The 18,651-nt window shown below is 68.1% G+C and carries 18 protein-coding genes and 1 tRNA gene; 10 read left to right on the forward strand and 9 right to left on the reverse strand.

Annotation, left to right across the window (positions count from 1 at the left end; all coding sequences use genetic code 11):
- Positions 1 to 216: 216 nt before the first annotated feature.
- The 4 genes from ACOQPE_RS08695 to ACOQPE_RS08710 all read right to left on the reverse strand — a co-directional run bounded on the left by ACOQPE_RS08695 (position 217) and on the right by ACOQPE_RS08710 (position 3,514).
- Positions 217 to 666, reverse strand: a complete 450-nt coding sequence (locus ACOQPE_RS08695) for a hypothetical protein (protein WP_420608534.1) — start codon at positions 664 to 666, stop codon at positions 217 to 219.
- A 322-nt stretch (positions 667 to 988) separates the two neighbouring features.
- Entirely contained in the window at positions 989 to 1,801 is an 813-nt protein-coding gene (locus tag ACOQPE_RS08700) for a hypothetical protein (protein WP_420608535.1), read from the reverse strand.
- Positions 1,752 to 2,162 (reverse strand): hypothetical protein, encoded by a 411-nt coding sequence (locus ACOQPE_RS08705; RefSeq protein WP_420608529.1) that lies wholly within the window; start codon positions 2,160 to 2,162, stop codon positions 1,752 to 1,754. The genes ACOQPE_RS08700 and ACOQPE_RS08705 overlap by 50 nt, the downstream gene beginning before the upstream one ends.
- Positions 2,163 to 2,575: 413 nt before the next feature.
- Complete coding sequence (locus ACOQPE_RS08710) at positions 2,576 to 3,514, reverse strand: diacylglycerol/lipid kinase family protein (RefSeq protein ID WP_420608536.1); 939 nt, start codon at positions 3,512 to 3,514, stop codon at positions 2,576 to 2,578.
- Between the two features lie 188 nt (positions 3,515 to 3,702).
- Between ACOQPE_RS08710 and ACOQPE_RS08715 the strand changes: the two genes are divergently transcribed.
- Entirely contained in the window at positions 3,703 to 4,482 is a 780-nt protein-coding gene (locus ACOQPE_RS08715) for an electron transfer flavoprotein subunit beta/FixA family protein (protein WP_420608537.1), read from the forward strand.
- A 72-nt stretch (positions 4,483 to 4,554) separates the two neighbouring features.
- Positions 4,555 to 5,517, forward strand: a complete 963-nt coding sequence (locus ACOQPE_RS08720) for an electron transfer flavoprotein subunit alpha/FixB family protein (RefSeq protein ID WP_420608538.1) — start codon at positions 4,555 to 4,557, stop codon at positions 5,515 to 5,517.
- On the opposite strand, the gene ACOQPE_RS08725 is transcribed toward ACOQPE_RS08720, so the two are convergent.
- The 3 genes from ACOQPE_RS08725 to ACOQPE_RS08735 are packed head-to-tail and all read right to left on the reverse strand — an operon-like array spanning position 5,518 to position 7,488.
- Positions 5,518 to 6,291, reverse strand: coding sequence for an SCO1664 family protein (locus ACOQPE_RS08725; RefSeq protein WP_420608539.1), 774 nt, complete (start codon positions 6,289 to 6,291; stop codon positions 5,518 to 5,520).
- 58 nt (positions 6,292 to 6,349) lie between these two features.
- Positions 6,350 to 6,853 (reverse strand): DUF3090 family protein, encoded by a 504-nt coding sequence (locus tag ACOQPE_RS08730; RefSeq protein ID WP_420608540.1) that lies wholly within the window; start codon positions 6,851 to 6,853, stop codon positions 6,350 to 6,352.
- Positions 6,850 to 7,488, reverse strand: coding sequence for an MSMEG_4193 family putative phosphomutase (locus ACOQPE_RS08735; protein WP_420608541.1), 639 nt, complete (start codon positions 7,486 to 7,488; stop codon positions 6,850 to 6,852). The genes ACOQPE_RS08730 and ACOQPE_RS08735 overlap by 4 nt, the downstream gene beginning before the upstream one ends.
- A 34-nt stretch (positions 7,489 to 7,522) precedes the next feature.
- Here ACOQPE_RS08735 and ACOQPE_RS08740 point away from each other — a divergent pair, with 34 nt between their 5' ends.
- Together ACOQPE_RS08740 and ACOQPE_RS08745 are read left to right on the forward strand one after the other, a co-directional pair.
- The gene (locus tag ACOQPE_RS08740) at positions 7,523 to 8,344 is read left to right on the forward strand and encodes a uracil-DNA glycosylase (protein ID WP_420608542.1); all 822 of its coding nucleotides are present in this window, start codon (positions 7,523 to 7,525) and stop codon (positions 8,342 to 8,344) included.
- Between the two features lie 94 nt (positions 8,345 to 8,438).
- Positions 8,439 to 8,945, forward strand: coding sequence for a hypothetical protein (locus ACOQPE_RS08745; protein ID WP_420608543.1), 507 nt, complete (start codon positions 8,439 to 8,441; stop codon positions 8,943 to 8,945).
- Between the two features lie 165 nt (positions 8,946 to 9,110).
- Here the strand turns inward: ACOQPE_RS08745 and ACOQPE_RS08750 are convergent, their stop codons facing one another.
- Positions 9,111 to 10,295: a Coenzyme F420 hydrogenase/dehydrogenase, beta subunit C-terminal domain gene (locus tag ACOQPE_RS08750; protein ID WP_420608544.1), complete on the reverse strand. Its 1,185-nt coding sequence runs from the start codon at positions 10,293 to 10,295 to the stop codon at positions 9,111 to 9,113.
- Between the two features lie 118 nt (positions 10,296 to 10,413).
- Here ACOQPE_RS08750 and ACOQPE_RS08755 point away from each other — a divergent pair, with 118 nt between their 5' ends.
- Complete coding sequence (locus ACOQPE_RS08755; protein WP_420608545.1) at positions 10,414 to 10,830, forward strand: TIGR03668 family PPOX class F420-dependent oxidoreductase; 417 nt, start codon at positions 10,414 to 10,416, stop codon at positions 10,828 to 10,830.
- Positions 10,831 to 10,860: 30 nt separating this feature from the next.
- On the opposite strand, the gene ACOQPE_RS08760 is transcribed toward ACOQPE_RS08755, so the two are convergent.
- Positions 10,861 to 10,932, reverse strand: a tRNA-Arg gene (locus tag ACOQPE_RS08760).
- A 156-nt stretch (positions 10,933 to 11,088) separates the two neighbouring features.
- Between ACOQPE_RS08760 and argS the strand changes: the two genes are divergently transcribed.
- From argS to ACOQPE_RS08785, 5 genes are all read left to right on the forward strand, one after another.
- The gene (argS, locus tag ACOQPE_RS08765; RefSeq protein WP_420608546.1) at positions 11,089 to 12,756 is read left to right on the forward strand and encodes an arginine--tRNA ligase; all 1,668 of its coding nucleotides are present in this window, start codon (positions 11,089 to 11,091) and stop codon (positions 12,754 to 12,756) included.
- 21 nt (positions 12,757 to 12,777) lie between these two features.
- The gene (lysA, locus tag ACOQPE_RS08770) at positions 12,778 to 14,154 is read left to right on the forward strand and encodes a diaminopimelate decarboxylase (protein ID WP_420608547.1); all 1,377 of its coding nucleotides are present in this window, start codon (positions 12,778 to 12,780) and stop codon (positions 14,152 to 14,154) included.
- Between the two features lie 88 nt (positions 14,155 to 14,242).
- Positions 14,243 to 15,586 carry a homoserine dehydrogenase gene (locus ACOQPE_RS08775; RefSeq protein ID WP_420608548.1) on the forward strand — a complete coding sequence of 448 codons (1,344 nt, stop codon included), beginning with the start codon at positions 14,243 to 14,245 and terminating at the stop codon, positions 15,584 to 15,586.
- A gap of 24 nt (positions 15,587 to 15,610) precedes the next feature.
- On the forward strand, positions 15,611 to 17,008 hold the full coding sequence (gene thrC / locus ACOQPE_RS08780; RefSeq protein ID WP_420608549.1) for a threonine synthase: 1,398 nt from the start codon (positions 15,611 to 15,613) through the stop codon (positions 17,006 to 17,008).
- A 180-nt stretch (positions 17,009 to 17,188) separates the two neighbouring features.
- Positions 17,189 to 18,622, forward strand: a complete 1,434-nt coding sequence (locus tag ACOQPE_RS08785) for a hypothetical protein (RefSeq protein ID WP_420608550.1) — start codon at positions 17,189 to 17,191, stop codon at positions 18,620 to 18,622.
- Positions 18,623 to 18,651: the final 29 nt, after the last annotated feature.

Consider the following 18,651-nt stretch of genomic DNA (forward strand, 5'->3'; position numbering starts at 1 on the left):
TCCCTCTCGAAGCCAGTCCCTCGGCTGCGGCCACGCCAAGGCGGCCCGTCGAGCGGCCCGATCACAACAGGGCCGCCGAACCAGCACGCGCAAAACCCCTCAGCGCCGATCTGAGCCGACCCTGAGGGGTCCCGCAAGCGGAAAGCAGCAGCCTGCCCCACAGCAGGCGCTACAGCGCCGCTGAGCGCGCTAGCAGTCCGCACAACCCGTAACGGTCTACAGGCGGCGTTCGCGGCGGTACTTCAGCCGTGCTCGCAAGCCAAGCCAGCCGATGGCTGCAAACGGCGCGGCGGCAGCGAAGCTCATGTAGAAGTCAAGGCCCACCAACAGCCGGAACAAGAACGCCGCTATGATAAAGGGGATCGTCACATAGAACGCCTGTGCTTGGCGCTCTCTCGCGTAGCGAGACGTGAAGTCAGGCCGCCACCACGACGGCAACTCCGGTTCCATCACGTCATGACGCGTCTTGCGCCAATCGCCCTGCCGCGTCGAAACCATGGCGTCAGGGTAGTTCGCGGCGTTCATCGTCGTTTCCCGCCTCACTTGCCGCAGGTCGCTGTCGCCGCTGTCGCACCAGGACTTGTAGATGATCCGGTAGTGCTCCGCGTCGGTGAGCTCCCCGGCCTCGTGTCTGAAGGCTGCCTCGTGCGCTTCCTCGGCCGTCAACCGGGGCGCTGAGCCTCAGCTAGACCAGCCGGCCAGCGGCGAGGCGCTCGCGCCTAGGTGCCGCTGGCCGCCGATGCCTCGCGGCGCTGTCGCCGCGAGGCACGCGAATACAACGTGATTGTCAACCACAGCGGGCCAATCCATACAGCCCATGCCGCGAAGCGAGCGCCTGGGCCAATCAAAAGACTCGACGCTGCTGCGGAGCCGACGAGACACGCGCAGCACCAGGCCGTCCACTTCCAATTCCAAAGCGGTTGGGCGGAATTCAGCGACGTTTCCACAGGCTCAGGTTAGCGCTCGGCGCTCATCGTCGTTTTCCGCCTCACTTGTTGCAGTAGTCGCTGTCACCGCTGTCGCAGAAGAACTTGTAGACGATCCGTTCGTACTCCTCGTCGGTGATTTCCTCGTCCCAGTGCTTCTGATTCGCCATACCCAATTCGTCGCTCGTGGTCTCGCCGTCGCCGTTGTAGTCGCCGTCGGGGGCGTTCGGGTTCGGCGTCGGCTGCTGGCTGGAGCCGCCCGATCCGGAGCCGCCGCCGTCATCGGGCGGGAGGTCCGGGATCGTTAGGTCAATGCCGAGCGCAGCGCCGCAAGCCGCCGCCAGCGCCCCGCCTTTCAGCGCTTTGCCCTTCGTGGCGGGGATAATGGCGTAGCAGGCTGCTGCGGTGGCGGCGTCCCGCAACGGCTCAGGCACCGCAGTCCAGGCTTTCTGATACTCCGCCCATGCCTTATCGCGTTCCTCGTCATTGAGCTTGGCCACTCCCTCCGTGGCCTCTGTCCAGTCATCGAAAATCTGCTGCATCTCACGGGTTATGTTGACGCCTGCGACTCGTGCTTTGCCCAGCAATTCCTGCGTCGTAATCCCGCATCCCGACGGGGCAGGGCTGATGTTGTAGGTGCCGTCGGGATTCGCTGTGTTGAGCGCGTTCTGCATGCTGCTCGCCCACGTCGCGCAAGGGTCAGTGGTCGTGGTCGTGGAGCTACCGCCTCCTGAGCCGCTGCCCGAACCCGAGCCCGAACCCGAGCCCGAGCCGCCGGTGCCGGAGCCGCTGCCCGATCCGGTGCCGGAGCCGCTGCCGTCATCTTCACCCTCCGTCGTCGCCTGAGCTGCCCCCGCCATCGTCGCCGGAGCCACCCGAGCCGGAGCCTGAGCCGCTGCCGTCGCCGCCGGAGTCGTCGTCGCCGCCGGAGTCATCGCCGCCGCCGCTGTCGTCGTCTTTGTCGGCGTTGGGGTCGTGGTTCTCGTTGGTGGACGGGGCCGGGTAGCAGTTCGGGTAGGTGCCGAGCATCCCCTCGCCGCATGTCAGATTTCGCTGTACGGGCGTGTGGTAGTGGTTGTAGCTCGTCTCGTTCCAGCACTGATTGCCCGCGAACGGGTCATAGGCGCAGCGGCGCACGGTGACGCCGTGAGCGCCGGCGGGCGCTGCCGCGATGACAGTGAGCGTGGACGCGGCGACAAGCAGCGCCGCCAGCGCCGCGAGGGTTCGTTTGGTCATGGCGGGAGTCCTCCGTTGCCAATGCAGGTGGTTGTGTGTGATCCACGGCCGCGTCGCCCGATACGGAGGGACCCATGCATCTGTGCCGTCCGTGCGGCCGGCGCGGCCGTGAATCGTTCGTTTTGCGAGCGCGCAAAACGGGCCGCAACGCATGCCTGGGGGCCGTCGGCTGCGTGACTCGGCCAGCAGGGCGTGTCGGCGCGGAAACCCAGCAGCTAGGCGGGTGCTGGTCCCTCGGAGCGCATCGCGCCGAGTCGCGGCGCAGCAGCAGTGCGACCGGGTTGCGGGGCCTGTTGGGGCCGGTTACTATACGAACGTTTACCGACCGGCCAGAAACAGCCTCTGACCAGTGGCTTTAGGTCACAACGAGTCGGAGCTTCGCTCGGTTGTCTGATGCCGGAATGCCGCCGGACTCAACGAGATGTCGTGGGGATGGCTAGGCGCAGCACGTCGGGAACCCACTCGAGCTGGAGCTCGTTGACGGCACCGAGGTGGTCACCGTCGAGCTGGTGACCGAATGGGTGCATCCCTGTCACGGTGACATCGCGCACGTCGTCGATGCGCTGCACGACGCTCGGATCGGTGTCGCTCAGGCTGCCGTTGGCCCGGAATACCGCGGAGAGCACGTCCAGCGCGTCGGCGAATCGGAGCGACCGCAGTCCCACTACCGACAGTCCGGTGCGCAGCGTTGCTGCGGGAGCGATCCGCACCGGACGGCTCCCGAGGAACGTGTATGGGTCGGTGTTCGCCGCGACGACAACGAAGCATCCGTCGATAGTCGCGGCTGCCGGCGCCGTCGTGCGCACGCTCAGCGTGCCGGTCCGGCGGTCGTAGCGGCGCAGCAGCGTGTCGATGCCCGCGAGCAGGAATAGCGGGTGGCCGAGGTAGCGCTTGAGCGTCGGGTGCCGCTCGACCTGCTCCACGATCGCAGCGTCAAGTCCCATGCCGCAGTGGAATAGGAAATAACGGCCCGAAGTGCGTCCGAGCCCCGCAGAGGTGATGCTGCCGCGCTCGAATGCGTCAAGGACGGCCTCGGTCGCCGCCAGCGGGTCGTCGGGTGTGCCGATCGTCCGTGCGAACACGTTGGTGGAGCCGCCCGGCAACGCGGCAAGCACACAGTCGGTGCCGGCGACGCCATTGGCGGCTTCGTTGAGCGTGCCGTCGCCGCCGAGCACCACCACTGCGTCGGTGCCGGTGGTCGCCGCCCCCCGTGCCAGGCGAGCCGCGTGCCCTCGCCGGTTGGTGAAGGCCACCTCGGTGTCGTGCCGCTCCGAGAGCGCCGTGTGGATGAGCACGCGGGTGCGGGCCGTTGTCGACGATGCCGAATCGTTGACCAGCAGCAAGACACGCACCGCGCAAGTCTCGCCCCGACGCGAGCCGGCGAGCGCCATCAAGCAACGAGTTCGGCAATGAGGCCGAGAGTGAATGGGCTGTTGGGCTGACGCGAGCCTGCGAGCGCCACGAGACAAAGCTGGAGCTTGCGAGCGCCATCAGACAACGGGTGTGGCATCGAAGCTGTGAGTCGGCAGACTCTCGCCCCATGAAGGTCGTTGTGTGCGTCAAGCAGATCCCAGACCCGGCTATCCCGGGCGAGTTGGTTCCCGAGACCGGGACGCTGAACCGGGACGACAAGCTGATCCTGGACGAATCTGACTCCTACGGCGTCGAGATGGCGCTGCAACTCGCAGAGGCGGCTGGCGGTGGCCAGGTGTCGCTGGTGTCGATGGCACCCCGTTCGGAGACCAGCGGTCTGCGGACGGCGCTCGCCATGGGCGCCGACGACGCGGTGCTCATCAGCGACGACGCACTGGCTGGCAGCGACGCGCTCGGGACGGCCAAGGTTCTCGGCGCCGCGATAGCCGGGCTCGAAGCCGACCTCGTGCTCGCCGGCGTCGAGTCCAGCGACGGGTACACCGGCACCGTTCCCGAGATGATCGCCGGCGTGATGGGGCTGCCGTCGATCACGTTCGCAAAGCAGATCGAGATCTCCGACGGCGTCGCCAGCGTCCAGCGGCAGACCGAGGACGGTTACGACCAGGTCGAGTGCGCCCTTCCGGCCGTCGTCTCGGTGACCGCGGGCGTGGTCGAGCCTCGCTACCCCTCGTTCAAGGGGATCATGGCAGCCAAGAAGAAGCCGGTCGACTCGAAGGATCTCGCAGCCCTCGGCATCGATGCGGCCGCGGTCGGCGTGGCCGGGGCACGCCAGGAGACGGTCGAGGTGACCGATGCGCCCGAGCGCGAGGCCGGCGAGATCATCACCGACGAGGGCGATGCCCACGCCAACATCGTCGAGTTCCTCACCGAGCTCAAGGTCATCTGATCCGCCCGCCAGCTACCGGCTGACTCAGCTTTCTGATCCACTCACCCACGATCCCGACTGGAACCACCTGCAATGACGCTCGCACAGATTCTGCTCTTCGCTGAAGGCGACGCCGACGGCCCCTCCGGCCTCACGCTGGAACTGGCCACCAAGGCCCGCACGCTGGCCGACACCGTCACCGCCTTCGCGCCGGCACACGGCGAAGCCATGGCCGCCGAGCTGGGCGCGCACGGCGTGTCGACCGTGTACGCACTCGAAGGACTTGGCGACGGGCTGGTCGGCGTGCACGCTGCCGCAGCGCTCGCCGGGCACATCGAAGCCACCTCGCCCGATGCCGTGTTCTTCGGCCAGACCACCGACGGGCGCGACACCGCCGCCCGCCTGGCGGTGCTGGCGGACCGTCCGGTTTCCACCAACAACGTGGGCGCCGAGATTGTCGACGGTGGCCTCGTCACCGAGGAGCCCATCTTCGGCGGCACACAGAACATCTTCACCGCGTACCGAGCACCGGCGCCGGCGCTCGCGATGTTCCGCCCGAAGAGCTTCGAGGCCGAGCCGAGCGGCGGCGGGGCTGCTGCGGTGGAGAGCGTGGCAGCAGTCGACCCAGGTGAGGCGGGGCGCGCGACGGTGACCGGTCGCCATGCCGAGGAGCGCTCGGGCCCGCAACTCGATGACGCCGCAGTGGTGGTGTCGGGCGGTCGAGGGCTGGGCCAGCCCGAGGCGTATTCGATGGTCGACGAGCTGGCGGGCCTGCTGGGGGCCGCGTCTGGTGCTTCGCGCGCCATCGTGGATGCCGGCTGGGTTCCCTATGCCAAGCAGGTGGGCCAGACCGGCAAGGTGGTGAAGCCCAGCGTTTACATCGCTTGCGGCATCTCCGGTGCCACCCAGCACCTGGTGGGCATGAAGGGCTCCAAGAACATCGTGGCCATCAACAAGGACCCCGAAGCGCCGATCTTCGGTGTCGCCGATCTAGGCATCGTCGGCGACGTGCACAAGGTGATGCCGGCGCTGATCGAAGCCCTCAAGTCGCGCTAGTCAAACCAGCGGCCAGGGCCAGCGGCGGCCGCCGTCGTCATCGGGGAACTTGCCGAAGCTGGCGAGCCATTCGGCGCGTTCAGCGAGCGCGCTGAGCTCGTCGGGCCGCAGCCATTGCGCCAGCTCGGCAGGCGGATCGGCGGCCGAGCCGATGGCAGCGCCGAGTTCGTCGTCGAACGGTTCTCCGCCGAAGTCCCAGATGACCGTCCGCAGCTTGAAGTCGCTGGCGAAGCACAGGCCCTGGTCGATGCCGTAGATCGGTCCCCAGCGCGACGCCAAGCAGTGACCCGACTTGCGGTCGGTGTTGTTGGCGATGAGATCGAAGGCGCAGATCCGCCGCAGGTCGCCATGGTGCCGGTCCTCGGCAACCAGCGTGAAGTAGTGCTCTTCGAAGTTGGCGTCGATGAACAGCTGAACCGACCCCACCCCGAGCGGGCCGTCGCGCTCAACTGTCGGCGGGATGACGTGCCATCCCAATGCCTCCGACAGCTCGAACGCGGCGATCTCGCGCCGATACAGGCCAGAGGGAAAATCCCACAGCGGTCGCTCTCCCCGCTCCGGCTTGTAGATCGCGGCCGTCGGCATGGTGGCGTGGTCGATCCGCACCAGGAAGGTGGCGTTGCTGCTGTAGGGCATCCGTCCCAGGATCGAGATGTCGCCCCCCCGCAGCACCTCGAGCACGTCTGCCACAGGCGCATCCCGGATCACCGGCAGCTTCAGCTGCTCGCCGTCCTCGTCGGTCGGCATCAGGTGGTGTGGGGAGGGTGCGTTCACGCGCCGCCCTCATTCATGGGGAGACAGTGCGAATGGGGCCGATCGCGAACCGCACTGTTCATGTCTTGGGCGGACGGTGCCCGTTGCGCATGCCGAAGTCGCGGCCTTCTTCGACGAGCAGCAGTGCCTGCTGCGCGAAGCCGAGCGCCATCGCGTAGTCGAGATGGAAGCGGCCGCGGCCGCCGGTGCGTTCGTCGTCCTCGGGTGACATCTCTCCTGAGGCACCTGCGTCGTCGTCGTCATCATCGTCATCGATCTCGTCGGCGATCACCACGATGACCTTGCCCTCGGTGTCCATGCCGGTGGCGAGGCGGCCGACGGTCCATGCGGCGGTCACCGGTTCGACCAGCTCGCCGAAGGCCGCCGCGGGTCCCTCGTAGCTCTCGCCCTCGAGCAGCTCGCTGAGCAGGTTCGCCAGCGCCCAGACCTGTCCCTTCTCCAGCTTCAGCGAGACCACGTGGCCTGCCTCAGTTGCCTGCAGAAAGAAGATCCGCTGGCCGGCCGGCCCGACCGTGCCCGCCACGAACGTGTCGGGATTGCGGAGGTCGAAATCGTCACTCATGCCGGAGCCAATGCTGCGAGGTCGGACGTGCTGTTGGTCGCCAGCACGACCGGGCCGTCAGCGGTGTACAGGATCGCTGTCACCGAGCACGGCGACACCACGATCCGCTGGAAGAGATCGAGATGGGTGCCCATGGCGTCAGCCACCAGCGCCCGAATGGGGTCGGCGTGGCTGACCGCGACCACGGTTGCGCCGCGGTGGCGGGCAGCTAGCTCGCTCGCCGTCGCCGCTATGCGCGCCTGCATCTGGCGGAACGTCTCGCCGTCGGGGAAACGAAAGCCGCTGGGGTAGCGCTGCACCTGCGACCACGCCGCCAGCTTGCGGAGTTGATTGAGCTTGCGGCCCGTCCAGCGGCCCATGTCTGCTTCGTTGAGGCCGTCATGGGTGTGCACGCGGCGTCCGAGGGCGGCAGCAATCGGTGCCGCGGTCTCCTGGGCACGCTCCAGCGGGCTGGCATAGACGGCTGCCACCCGGCGCCCGCCTGCGGCGATGCGCTCTGCTGCACGCTGCGCTTGCTGCGTTCCGGCTTCCGACAGGTGCACTCCGGGCCGCCGGCCGTACAGCTCGACGCCGGTGGTCGGCGTGAGGCCGTGCCGGACGAACAGCAGCAGCGTGGGTCGAGTTCGGTTCGGCACCGGGCCGAAGCTACTTGCCTGGCACACTCGCAGGGTGAGCGCCCCACCGAGCCAGCCCGGCGATGTCCAAGAGGCGGAGCCGCATGGCGACGCCGTGGCCCGAGTGGCCGGTGAGCGCAGCGAACAAGAGCGGGCAAGCCCCGGCATCGCGGCCTTGCGCTTGCTCAACGACGAGGTCGTGGCATGCAGGCGCTGCGATCGGCTCGTGACCTGGCGCGAGCAGACCGCCGTCGACAAGCGGGCCGCATTTGCCGACGAGGATTACTGGGGCCGCGGCGTGCCTGGCTTCGGCGACCCTGCCGCAGCGGTCGTGCTTGTCGGCTTGGCGCCGGCTGCACATGGCGCGAACCGCACGGGCCGGATGTTCACCGGCGATCGCTCGGGAGACTTCCTCTACGCGGCGCTGCACCGCTGCGGCTTCGCCAACCAGCCGACGTCGGTGCGCGCCGGCGACGGGCTTGCGCTGCGCGACGCCTACATCACCGCGGCGGTGCGCTGCGCGCCGCCGGCCAACAAGCCCACTACCGCCGAGCGGGACACCTGCCGTCCATTCCTCGAGCGCGAGCTGGCGCTGCTGGTCAACGCTCGCATCGCGGTTGCCCTGGGCGCGTTTGCCTACGGCGTGCTGTGCACGATCGGCGGGGTGCGGCCGCGACCCCGCTTCGGCCACGGTGCGATCGCAGAGGTGCCCGCCGCCGATGGGTCAGCCGAGCCTGCGCCGCTCGGCGGCATCTCCCGCATCATCTGCTCGTTCCATCCCAGTCAGCAGAACACCTTCACTGGCCGTCTCACCGCCGACATGGCCGATACGGTGCTGCTCGATGCGCGCCGGCTGGCGAACCTCCCGCCTGGCTGAATCGATGCGGCCCCACCTGAAGCGGGGTGCGCGTCTGGCGGCCGCCCTGCTGGCATCGGCGAGCATGTTGGCGTGCTCAGCCACCGTGATTGAGGTGGAGCCAGCGACCACTGGCGCCGGCTCCGCTGATGCTGACGCGGGGTTCGGCAATCCGGGCACGCTTGCTCGGCCGACCGTCTCCGTCGATGGCGCACCGGGGTTGCTCGCGATCGAACCGCTCATCGCCTTCATGGATGCGTGTGTGGCCGATGCCGGTCTCGTCGGGCCCTGTCACTGTGCGGCCGACCGCATGGAGGGCAGCCTGACGGTCATCGATCTCGAAGTGTTCGAGGACCGCATGTCGGGTGCCCTGGAGTTCTCTCCTGAACTGGCGGGAGCGTTGGTGGACTGCCGTGAGGCCGGGCCGCCTCCCGGATGGTCCGATGTTCAGCGGCAGACGTACCTGGACGCATGCTCTGCCGGTTCAGACCGGTTGAGGAGCCTGTGCGCCTGCTCGCTGGCCCGTGCTCAGGACGTCATCCCGGCTCACCGGCTGACCGAATTCCTCGCGAGCAACGAGATTCAGCCCGGCATCGTCGATTTCCTGAACCTCTGCCTCTAGCAATCCGCGGCCGAGAAATTCATAGGCCTCATCTGACGCAGCGTGCCTACTGTCACGACAGGGCCAGCCTCTCGGGCTCACCACCCATTGCAAGGTGTCTGCCGTAGCCCGGTGAGGCTGGCCTCTGCGCGAAATGCTATACGGCAGCCGCGACTGTCTTCGTCGCTATTTCTTCGTCGGCTCGGGCAGCAGCGCCGGCTTCTCCCACGCGAACTTCGGCCAGCGAACCCGCGACTTCTCGCTGAGCTTGTGCATGAGCGCGATGGCGCCCGGATCTTCGTCGCCGGGCCGTCCGATCAGCGAGCCGTCGGCAAGCATCTTCATGATGATCTCGCGGCCGATGTCGGTGCGGACGATCGTGAGGGTCCAGTCGCTGTACTTGCCGATGCCGCCGGTGGAGATATCGGCGTGCTCGGCGGCGAAGTCGGGACAGTGGTTGCAGCCTTCGCGGGTCCAGGCGTGGCACTCCTTGAGGTTGATCTCGTAGTAGCCGCCGTCGTGGGTCCAGATCTGGAAGACGCCCTTGATGTTGGTCTTGCGGATCCGGTGGCGGTCGAGGCCGTACTTCTGCTCGAACAACTCCTCGAAGATGGCTTCGTCGAACGACTTCGAGCACAGCAAGCCGATGTTCAGCACGAAGCGGTTGCCGACCTTGCCGACCTTGCGCGACTTGGCGACCGGCACGATCGAGCTCTGGCAGCTCATGCCGACCAGCGCGATCTTCTGTGCGCCGGCCTCCATTGCCTCGTCGTAGGCGAGCGTGTTGGCTGAGTACGTGTAGCGGCTGCCCGCACCGCGCAGCACGTCGTCGCGGTTGAAGGCCACGCCCGGCGAGGCGGTCCACTGGTTGCCCTCGCCCTCGCCGACGTACGACGTGAGGGCGGCGTCGATATAGCCATGGTCGAGCGCCCAGATGAGGATCGCCGACACCAGCCCGCCGTCCTGACCGATCTCGTGGACGAAGTCGTCGGACGCCCTGGTCAGGATGATGTCCTTGAATACACCCGATGGCTCGTCGACGGTGCGGTGGCGGCCGAACATGAAGTCGTCGGCCTCGTCCTCCCATGTACGGAAGCGAGGGCAGGCACGGGTGCAGCTCGTACAGCCCTTCTGGCCGTGGCCGCAGTCTTCGAGACCGAGTTCCTCTTCGAGGTGGAATGGCGTGAACCCGCCCTGCACGTGCTCGTAGCCGATGACATCGTGCGGGCAGGAGATCACGCAGCCGGCACATCCGGTGCACAGCCCGGTGGTGATGACCTCGTCGTACAGCTCCTTCCACTGGAAGGTCCAGCGCTGCGGCGCCCCGTTGGATGCAGGAGGGGCCTCGGTCGTTTCCCCGGTCATTGCCATGTCGCCAGACTACGGCAGGCGTCTCGAGAACGAACAGCGACGACCTCGCAGGGCGACACGATCGGCCTAGGCCCGCGGAGCGCTGAAACCGCTGTTCAGGGCTCTAGGGTGGCGCGCCGTGACAGAGGCTGAACTGCTGGAGCTCCTTGAGCAGGGACGGGTGGCGACCCTCGCGACGATCCGGTCCGACGGTCGCGTCGACCTGGTGCCATGCACCTACGCGTTCGAGGACGATGTGGTGGTGACAGCGGTCGACCACAAGCCCAAGACGACCATGGACCTCAAGCGGCTCGACAACGTTCGGCGCTTCCCCGAGGTCACGATGCTGATCGAGCACTACGACGACACAGACTGGGAGCGCCTGTGGTGGGTGCGCCTGCGAGGGCGCGCTGCGGTGCACACCGAGGGCGCGCAGCACCGGTATGCGATCGAGCTGTTGTGCAAGCGCTACCCGCAGTACGCCGCCGAGCCGCCCGTCGGCGCCGCCATCGTCATCCAGCGCACCGAGCTCACTGGCTGGTCCGCCACGGGTTGAGCGCCCACAGCCGGCATGGTGCCGGCGCAGCGCCCTCGGCAGGATTCGAACCTGCGCACATGGCTCCGGAGGCCACTGCTCTATCCCCTGAGCTACGAGGGCTGAACGCCCGGACAGTTGCCCAGGCCCACCGCCCGGTCAAGCTACCGACCGCCGTCGCGCCCCACTCCGGCGACGAGGCCGAGGCCGGCGCCCAAAATTGTCCCGAGGTTCGGCACCCGGCAGGGATAGGTTCGCTTCGGTGACGGAGCTGTGGTGATGGAAGCAGTGCTGGCTGGCGCTATCTCGACAGCGTTGACGCGCCTCGGCGTCGACGCTGATCCGTCGCGCATCGGCCTCGAACGTCCGGCTCGCACCGATCACGGCGACTGGTCCACAAACGCCGCGTTGGTGAGCGCGAAGGGAGCGGGGTTGCCGCCTCGCGAGCTGGCCCAGCAACTCGCCGCGGAGCTCGACGGTGCCGGCTTGCCGCATCTCGAACGAACCGAGGTGGCCGGTCCCGGATTCGTGAACCTGCACCTGGCGCCGTCGTGGCTGCACGAGGTACTGGCCGAGGTCTTGCTCGAGGGAGTCGACGGGTACGCGTGCAGCGACAGTGGCAGCGGACAGACCGTCAATCTGGAGTTCGTTTCTGCCAATCCCACCGGCCCGCTGCACGCTGGCGGGGGCCGCTGGGGCGCATTCGGCGACAGCCTCGCCCGCCTGTTCCGCCGCTGCGGCTATGCCACCGTCACCGAGTACTACGTCAACGACCGCGGCGCGCAGATGGAACTGTTCGGACGGTCGCTGGCGGCTCGCTTGGCCGGCGAACCGGTGCCCGACGACGGCTATCGCGGCGAGTACGTCATTGAGTGGGCGAACGAGTTGGCCGTCGAGCTTGAGGCCAACTCCGCTGTTGGCGATGCAGGTCCTCTGGCCGTAGTTGAGGCCCGGGGTGGCACCGCCTTCGCGGCATCGTGGGGTCGCGAACGGGCGTTGCGCGACGTCGCAGAGTCGCTGGCGGCCATGAACGTGGGCTTCGACCGTTGGCAGAGCGAGGCATCGCTCGTGGATTCGGGCGCCATGGACGATGTGATCGAGCGGCTTCGCGATGCGGGGCGGGTGTACGAACAGGACGGCGCCGTCTGGCTCGCGACCAGCGAGTTCGACGATGCCAAGGACCGGGTCTTGCGTCGCAGTGACGGCGAGCCCACGTACTTCGTGCCCGACATCGCTTACCACCACGCCAAGTTCGGCCGCGGTGATCGCGTCATCGACGTGCTGGGCGCCGATCACCATGGCTATGTGCCGCGCATCGCGGCAGCCATGCAGATGCTCGGGCACGCGCCCGAGTCCTATGAGGCCATCGTCGGCCAGAACGTGACCCTCATGCGCGACGGCAAGGTCATCGAGCTGTCCAAGCGCACCGGCACGATGGTCGAGGTGCGCGAGCTCATCGACGCGGTGGGTCCCGACGTAGCACGCTTCGCGTTCCTGCTGCAGTCGATTGACTCGCGTCAGACCATCGACATCGACCTGCTGTCGGCGCAGGCTGCGGAGAATCCGGTCTTCTACGTGCAATACGCGCACGCCCGCATCGCATCGGTCGCCCGCCGCGCTGAAGCGGACGGCGTTGCTTCCGTGCCGCCGCAAGGCACGGATCTCTCACCGCTCAGCGGCGACCGGGAATTGGCGCTCTTGCGGGCGCTCGAAGTGCTGCCGTCGGTTGTGGAGATCGCATTGCGAGAGCGCGCGCCGCACAAGGTGACGACCTGGGTGCGCGACTTGGCGGCTGCGTTCCACGGCTTCTACCACGACTGCCCGATCCTGCACAGCCAGATCCCGCCTGAGGTGCGAGACGCCCGGCTCTGCCTCACCGAGGGCACGCGCATCGGCTTGGCGATCGGCCTCCACTTGCTCGGCGTGGACGCGCCCGAGGCAATGTGAGCGGGAAGCGACGGTCCGGCGATGACTACTGAGCCGCACAGCGCGGCAGCCGCTGAAGGCGAGGTGCCGGGTGATGATCCCAGCGGTCCGATCCCGTTGCGCCTGCTCCCCGACACAGCTCGCGTGTCCGGGCAGGGCCACCTGCACATCGGTGGGTGCGACCTCGTCGACCTCGCTGCCGAATTCGGCACGCCGCTGTTCGTGTACGACGAAGCACACTTGCGCGCCCGCTGCCGCGAGGCCGTGGGGGCCTTCGACGGGGGAGCGGCCTATGCCGCCAAGGCGTTCCTCTGCGCCGCCATGGCTCGGCTCGCGATCTCCGAGGGCATGGACATCGACGTAGCCAGCGGCGGAGAGCTGCAGACGGTATTGCGAGCGTTCGACGATGACGTGGCGCAGCGCGTCGTGCTGCACGGCAACAACAAATCGGTCGCCGAGCTGGCAATGGCTCGCGAAGCAGGCGTGGGCCGCATCGTGGTCGACTCCTTCGCCGAGCTGGACCGTCTCGACGAGCTGCACCGTGCCGATGGGGCAGTACCGCGGGTCCTGCTGCGGGTCACTCCGGGTGTCCGGGCCGAGACACACGAGTACATCTCGACCGGGCAGGCCGATTCCAAGTTCGGCTTCGGCATCGGCCAGGGCGTCGCGATAGCTGCCGTTGAACGTGCGGCTGCGATGTCGTCCATCGAGCTCGTGGGCATCCATTGCCACATCGGCAGCCAGGTGTTCCGCGTGGAGAGCTTGGCGAGGGCGCTCGACGTCGTCGCCGAGTTCGCAGCACCGCTGTTCGGCGAAGCCGGTCCGGCCGCCGGCCGCCTCGAGGAGCTGTCGATCGGCGGCGGACTCGGCGTCGCGTACGTCGAATCGGAGCAGGCGCCCACGATCACCGAATGGGGAGATGTCCTGTCGAGCAGGTGGGCTGCGCTCGCTCGACAGCACGGCCTTGGAGCACGGCTCGTTGCCGAGCCGGGGAGAGCCATTGCCGCAGCGGCCGCCGTGACGCTCTACACGGCGGGCAGCATCAAGGAGGTGCCGGGCGTGCGGACCTATGTCGCCGTCGACGGCGGCTATGGCGACAACCCGCGCCCGATGCTGTACGGCAGCGACTACACCGCATTCATGCCCGCTCGTGCGGGCGAGCCCCGTCCCGATCGAGTGCGGCTGGTGGGCAAGCACTGCGAGTCGGGCGATGTAATCGTGCGCTCTGCCCCGATGCCGGCGGGACTCGCCCCGGGCGATCTCGTTGCCACGCCGGTGACCGGGGCCTACGGCTATTCGATGGGCGCGCCCTACAACCGCATCGGTCGCCCGGCAGTCGTGTTCGTGGGCGGCGGCGACGCCCGGCTCGTCATCCGCCGCGAATCCGTCGACGACATGCTCGCCCTCGACGTTCGCTGAGATTCGGCGGTCTCGCGCATCGGCGTCGGGATGAGCGTCGCAGAAAACGCTGCGGGGGTGCGGGTGTGCTGGCGGTACCGTTTCGGCCGTGCCTGAAGCTGCTGTCGAGCCTGCGCCGTCCTCTGCCGCTCATGCGAGCGGGCCGCGGCCGCTGCGCGTCGGCATCCTGGGTTGCGGAAACGTCGGTGCCGCGCTCGTTGCGATCCTGCGGCGCGACGCTGCGCATCTGACGAGCCGCACTGGATTGGACTTCGAAGTCGGCCGGGTCGCGGTCCGCAATCTCAGCGCCGAGCGCTCGGTGGAGCTGCCCGACGGCGTGCTGACCCGCGACAGCGAGTCGCTGGTGGCGGCCGACGATGTGGACGTCGTCGTTGAGGCAATGGGCGGCATCGAGCCCGCCCGGCACTTGGTCAGCGCCGCGCTCGGTGCAGGCAAGCCGGTCGTGACGGCCAACAAGGAGCTCATCGCCAATGTCGGCGAGGAGCTGTTCGCCCTGGCTGCTGCCAACGGCGTCGACCTGGCATTCGAGGCGGCTGTCGCCGGCGGCATCCCGCTCATCGGCGTGCTGCGCAACTCGCTCATCGGCGAACGCATCACCCGCGTGATGGGCATCGTGAACGGCACCACCAACTACATCCTCACCCGCATGACCGAGGACGGGGCCGACTACGCCGACGTGCTGGGCGAGGCGCAGCGGCTGGGCTATGCCGAGGCCGATCCGACCGCTGACGTGGAGGGCTTCGATGCGGGCGCCAAGGCGGCGATCCTGGCCATGACGGCGTTCGGCGCCAAGGTGGTGGCCGGCGACGTCTACCAGGAGGGCATCAGCGGCATCGGCAAGGGCGACATCGCAGCAGCCGCCCGCATGGGCCATGTCATCAAGCTGCTTGCCGTGGCCGAGCGTCAGAACGGCGAGATCGCGGTACGGGTACACCCGGCGATGGTGCCGGTCGACCACCCACTGGCCTCGGTGCGCGATGCCTTCAACGCGGTGTTTCTGGAGGGTGAGGCTGTCGAGGACCTGATGCTGTATGGGCGCGGCGCAGGCGGGTTCCCCACAGCCAGCGCCATGCTGGGCGACCTCATCACCGTGTCGCAGAATCTCCGCCGGGGAGTGTGCGACGGGTTCGGCCCGTTGAGCGCTGCGCGGCTGCGCCCAATTGACGAGACCTACACCGCCTACCACCTGCAATTCGATGTCACCGACAAGCCAGGCGTACTCGCCGCGGTGGCCGGTGTGTTCGGTGAGCACGGAGTGTCGATCCGCTCGGTTGAGCAGACCACCCGGGCCGGAGCGGCCGACGACATCGCTCACCTGGAATTCATCACCCACCGCGCCCGCGAAGCCGATGTGGCCTCCACGCTGCGGGATGTGCGCGAGCTCGACGCGGTGCGGCGTATCGGCAACGCGATACGCGTGATCGGCGAGTAACTGCCGGGATCTGCCGAGGCGACCATGCGCTACGTGAGCACGCGGGGTGACGCCCCGGTCCTCGAATTCGGCAATGTGCTGCTCGAAGGCTTGGCCGCCGACGGCGGGCTGTACGTGCCTCGCGAGTTCCCTGTGCTCAGCGTGGGCGAGCTGCGGGAATTTGCCGGGCTTGAGTACCACGAGGTGGCGACACGGGTGTTGGCACCGTTCGTGGCGCCGTCGCTGAGCGTCGATGATCTGGCGCCACTGGTGCAAGACGCCTACTCGACGTTCGCGCACCCCGATGTTGTTCCTCTCAGCGCGCTGGCGGCCGGCGAGCACCTGGTGGAGCTGTTCTGGGGGCCGACGCTGTCGTTCAAGGACGTCGCCCTGCAGCTGCTGGGCCGCCTCTTCGAGCACGAGCTGGCCCGGCGCAGCAGTTTCATGACCGTCGTGGGAGCCACCTCGGGAGACACCGGTTCGGCCGCCATCGAGGCGTGTCGGGACCGGGCGGGCATCGAGTTGGTGATGCTGCACCCGGCTGGCCGGGTCACCGAGATCCAGCGACGCCAGATGACCACGGCGGACAGCCCGAACATCCACAACGTGGCCATCGACGGCACGTTCGACGACTGCCAGGACTTGGTGAAAGCGCTGTTTGCCGACCGGCCGTTCCGCGAGCAGATGCGATTGGGCGCGGTGAACAGCATCAACTGGGCTCGTGTCGCGGCGCAGACCGTCTACTACGTGACGACTGCAGTCAGACTCGGCGCGCCTGGGCGGGCCGTCTCGTTCTGCGTGCCGACCGGCAACTTCGGCAACGTGCTCGCAGGCGATGTGGCCCGGCGCATGGGTCTGCCCATCGACCGGCTCGTGGTAGCCACCAACCACAACGACATCCTGGCCCGCACCCACCGCACCGGCGAGATGGTCATCACCGAGGTCCGCCCCTCCACCAGCCCTGCGATGGACATCCAGGTGTCCAGCAACTTCGAGCGGCTGCTGTTCGAGCTGAACGGCCGCCGAGGTGCCGTACTGGCAGCCGACATGGCCCGATTCCGGACCGAGGACTCGCTCGCACTGACGCAGGACGTGCTAGCAGGCCTGCGTGCAGGCTTCGATGCGGGTTCAGCTACCGAAGGCGAGGTCACGGCCACCATCGCGGCAGTGAACGAAGCCGACGGTCGCCTCATCGATCCCCACACGGCGGTAGCACTGACCGTCGCGCGTCGAGATGCTCCCGCTGGCGGCTGGACCACACCGATCGCCGTGATGTCCACCGCGCACCCCGCCAAGTTCGGCGAAGCAGTACTCGAGGCCACCGGTCGCCAACCCGAGCTCCCCCCGCCGTTGGCGAGCCTTGCAAACCGGGACGAGCACGTCACCGCGCTTCCGAACGACCTCGCCACGCTCCGCGATTTCGTCAGGTCGGCTGTGCAGTAGTGGCGTCGGCTGGGTGGCGGTAGCGTCGGCGCCGATCGACGGTTCCCTAGTGCAGGGTTCGCTCGGGCGTCGCGGGACCGGATCGCTGGGTCGGGCGACAAGGCCTGTCACAGCAAACACAGACTTACTTCGCTGACCCGCCGGGCGCAGCGAGAGCAGGCTGGAGCTTGCGAGGAAGCAATGTCAGACATGCCGGATCGTGCCTTGCTGGAATCCAAGGAGCGAGACGAGCTGCTGCAGATCGCCGCAGCACTCGGCGTCGAGGTCAACCCCCGCGCCCGCAAGAACACCATCATCGGCGCGATCTTGGCCCCCGACGGCGAGGCGGGCACCGGTGAGGAAACCGGTGACGGCTCTGCTGAAGCCGAGCCCGTGTCCAAGGCTCCGGCAGTCACCAAGCGCACCCGTACGCCAGCACCGCCAGCCGACGCCGCACCTGCAACCGGTGATGACGCCCCTGCAGAACAGCCAGCCGAGGCGAACGACCCAGGTGCGTCAACCGAAAGTGCCGCCGAAGCGGAGGGGGAAGCTGGCGAAGCAGCCGACGCCGGGGCGGCCGCGCCCGATGCTCCGGTAGCCGAGGAAGGCAACCGACGGAGCCGCCGGCGAGGTCGGGGGCGCGACGACACGCAGATCGTCGGCGAGACCGTTCACTGCGACGGCCTGCTCGACCTGCGCGACGAGGGCTACGGCTTCCTGCGCACGAACGGCCCGCTGCCGTCGGCCGACGATGTCTACGTCGCAGCCCGCCAGGTGCGCCAGTACGACCTGCGCCGCGGCGACCGGATCACCGGTGTCAGCCGCCCGGCCGCCCGCAGCGAGCGCAACCCTGCGCTGCTGCGCCTCGACACGCTCAATGGCGAGCCGCCGCCCGAGCAACCTGAACGACCGCTGTTCGACGACCTCACGCCGGTGTTGCCCACCGACGCGTTGCCGCTGGCCGGCGAGCAGGGCGCCGGCGCCCTGGCAGCCATCGACCGTCTCTCGCTGATCGGGTTGGGATCCCGCGGGCTGCTGACGGCGAGCGGGACGCGCTCGGCATCTCCGGTGATCGCCGCCATGGCCGCTGCGGTCGGCGATCAGCATCCCGACATTCACCTGATCGTCCTGCTCATCGCGGAGCGGCCCGAGGACGTCACCGACATGACGCGCCGGCTCGAGACGTCCGGCGAGGTTCTGGCATCGACCTTCGATCGGCCTCCCGAGGAGCACCTTGCGGTGGCCGAGCTCACGCTGGAGCGCACGAAGCGCATGGCAGAGGCCGGTGCCGACGTGGTCATCCTCTTCGACGGCTTGACGCGGCTCGCACGTGCTTACGCCGCCGGCGGGAACGGGCGGCACCAACCGGCCGACGCCGTGGGTACGGCCATCACCTCGACGCTGAGATTCTTCGGCGGCGCCCGCAACCTGGAAGACGCAGGTTCCATCACGATGGTGGCGACAGCGCGTACTTCGACGGGCAACCAGGTCGATGACCTCGTGGCGGCCCGCCTGCGAGAGGCTGCGAATCTGGAGATCGCGTTCGGCGAGGGCCTGCCGGGGATCGCTGAGCTGGACGCCGGCGAGGTTGCCCTCGACGGCGACCGCAGCTTCAGCCTCGGCGACCACCGCTGAGCAACTCGTCGCAACGGCCAAGAATCCTT

The organism is Candidatus Poriferisodalis sp. (genome assembly GCF_965219595.1).
In the GTDB taxonomy this organism is placed as follows: Bacteria; Actinomycetota; Acidimicrobiia; order Acidimicrobiales; family Poriferisodalaceae; genus Poriferisodalis.

Bases quoted from the DNA above. Each gene is read 5' to 3' on its own strand.
- ACOQPE_RS08750 (WP_420608544.1), bottom strand. From the start codon at position 10,295: ATGGCAATGACCGGGGAAACGACCGAGGCCCCTCCTGCATCCAACGGG.
- ACOQPE_RS08705 (WP_420608529.1), bottom strand. From the start codon at position 2,162: ATGACCAAACGAACCCTCGCGGCGCTGGCGGCGCTGCTTGTCGCCGCG.
- ACOQPE_RS08785 (WP_420608550.1), top strand. From the start codon at position 17,189: ATGTCAGACATGCCGGATCGTGCCTTGCTGGAATCCAAGGAGCGAGAC.
- thrC (WP_420608549.1), top strand. From the start codon at position 15,611: ATGCGCTACGTGAGCACGCGGGGTGACGCCCCGGTCCTCGAATTCGGC.
- ACOQPE_RS08730 (WP_420608540.1), bottom strand. From the start codon at position 6,853: ATGAGTGACGATTTCGACCTCCGCAATCCCGACACGTTCGTGGCGGGC.
- ACOQPE_RS08715 (WP_420608537.1), top strand. From the start codon at position 3,703: ATGAAGGTCGTTGTGTGCGTCAAGCAGATCCCAGACCCGGCTATCCCG.
- argS (WP_420608546.1), top strand. From the start codon at position 11,089: ATGGAAGCAGTGCTGGCTGGCGCTATCTCGACAGCGTTGACGCGCCTC.
- lysA (WP_420608547.1), top strand. From the start codon at position 12,778: ATGACTACTGAGCCGCACAGCGCGGCAGCCGCTGAAGGCGAGGTGCCG.
- ACOQPE_RS08720 (WP_420608538.1), top strand. From the start codon at position 4,555: ATGACGCTCGCACAGATTCTGCTCTTCGCTGAAGGCGACGCCGACGGC.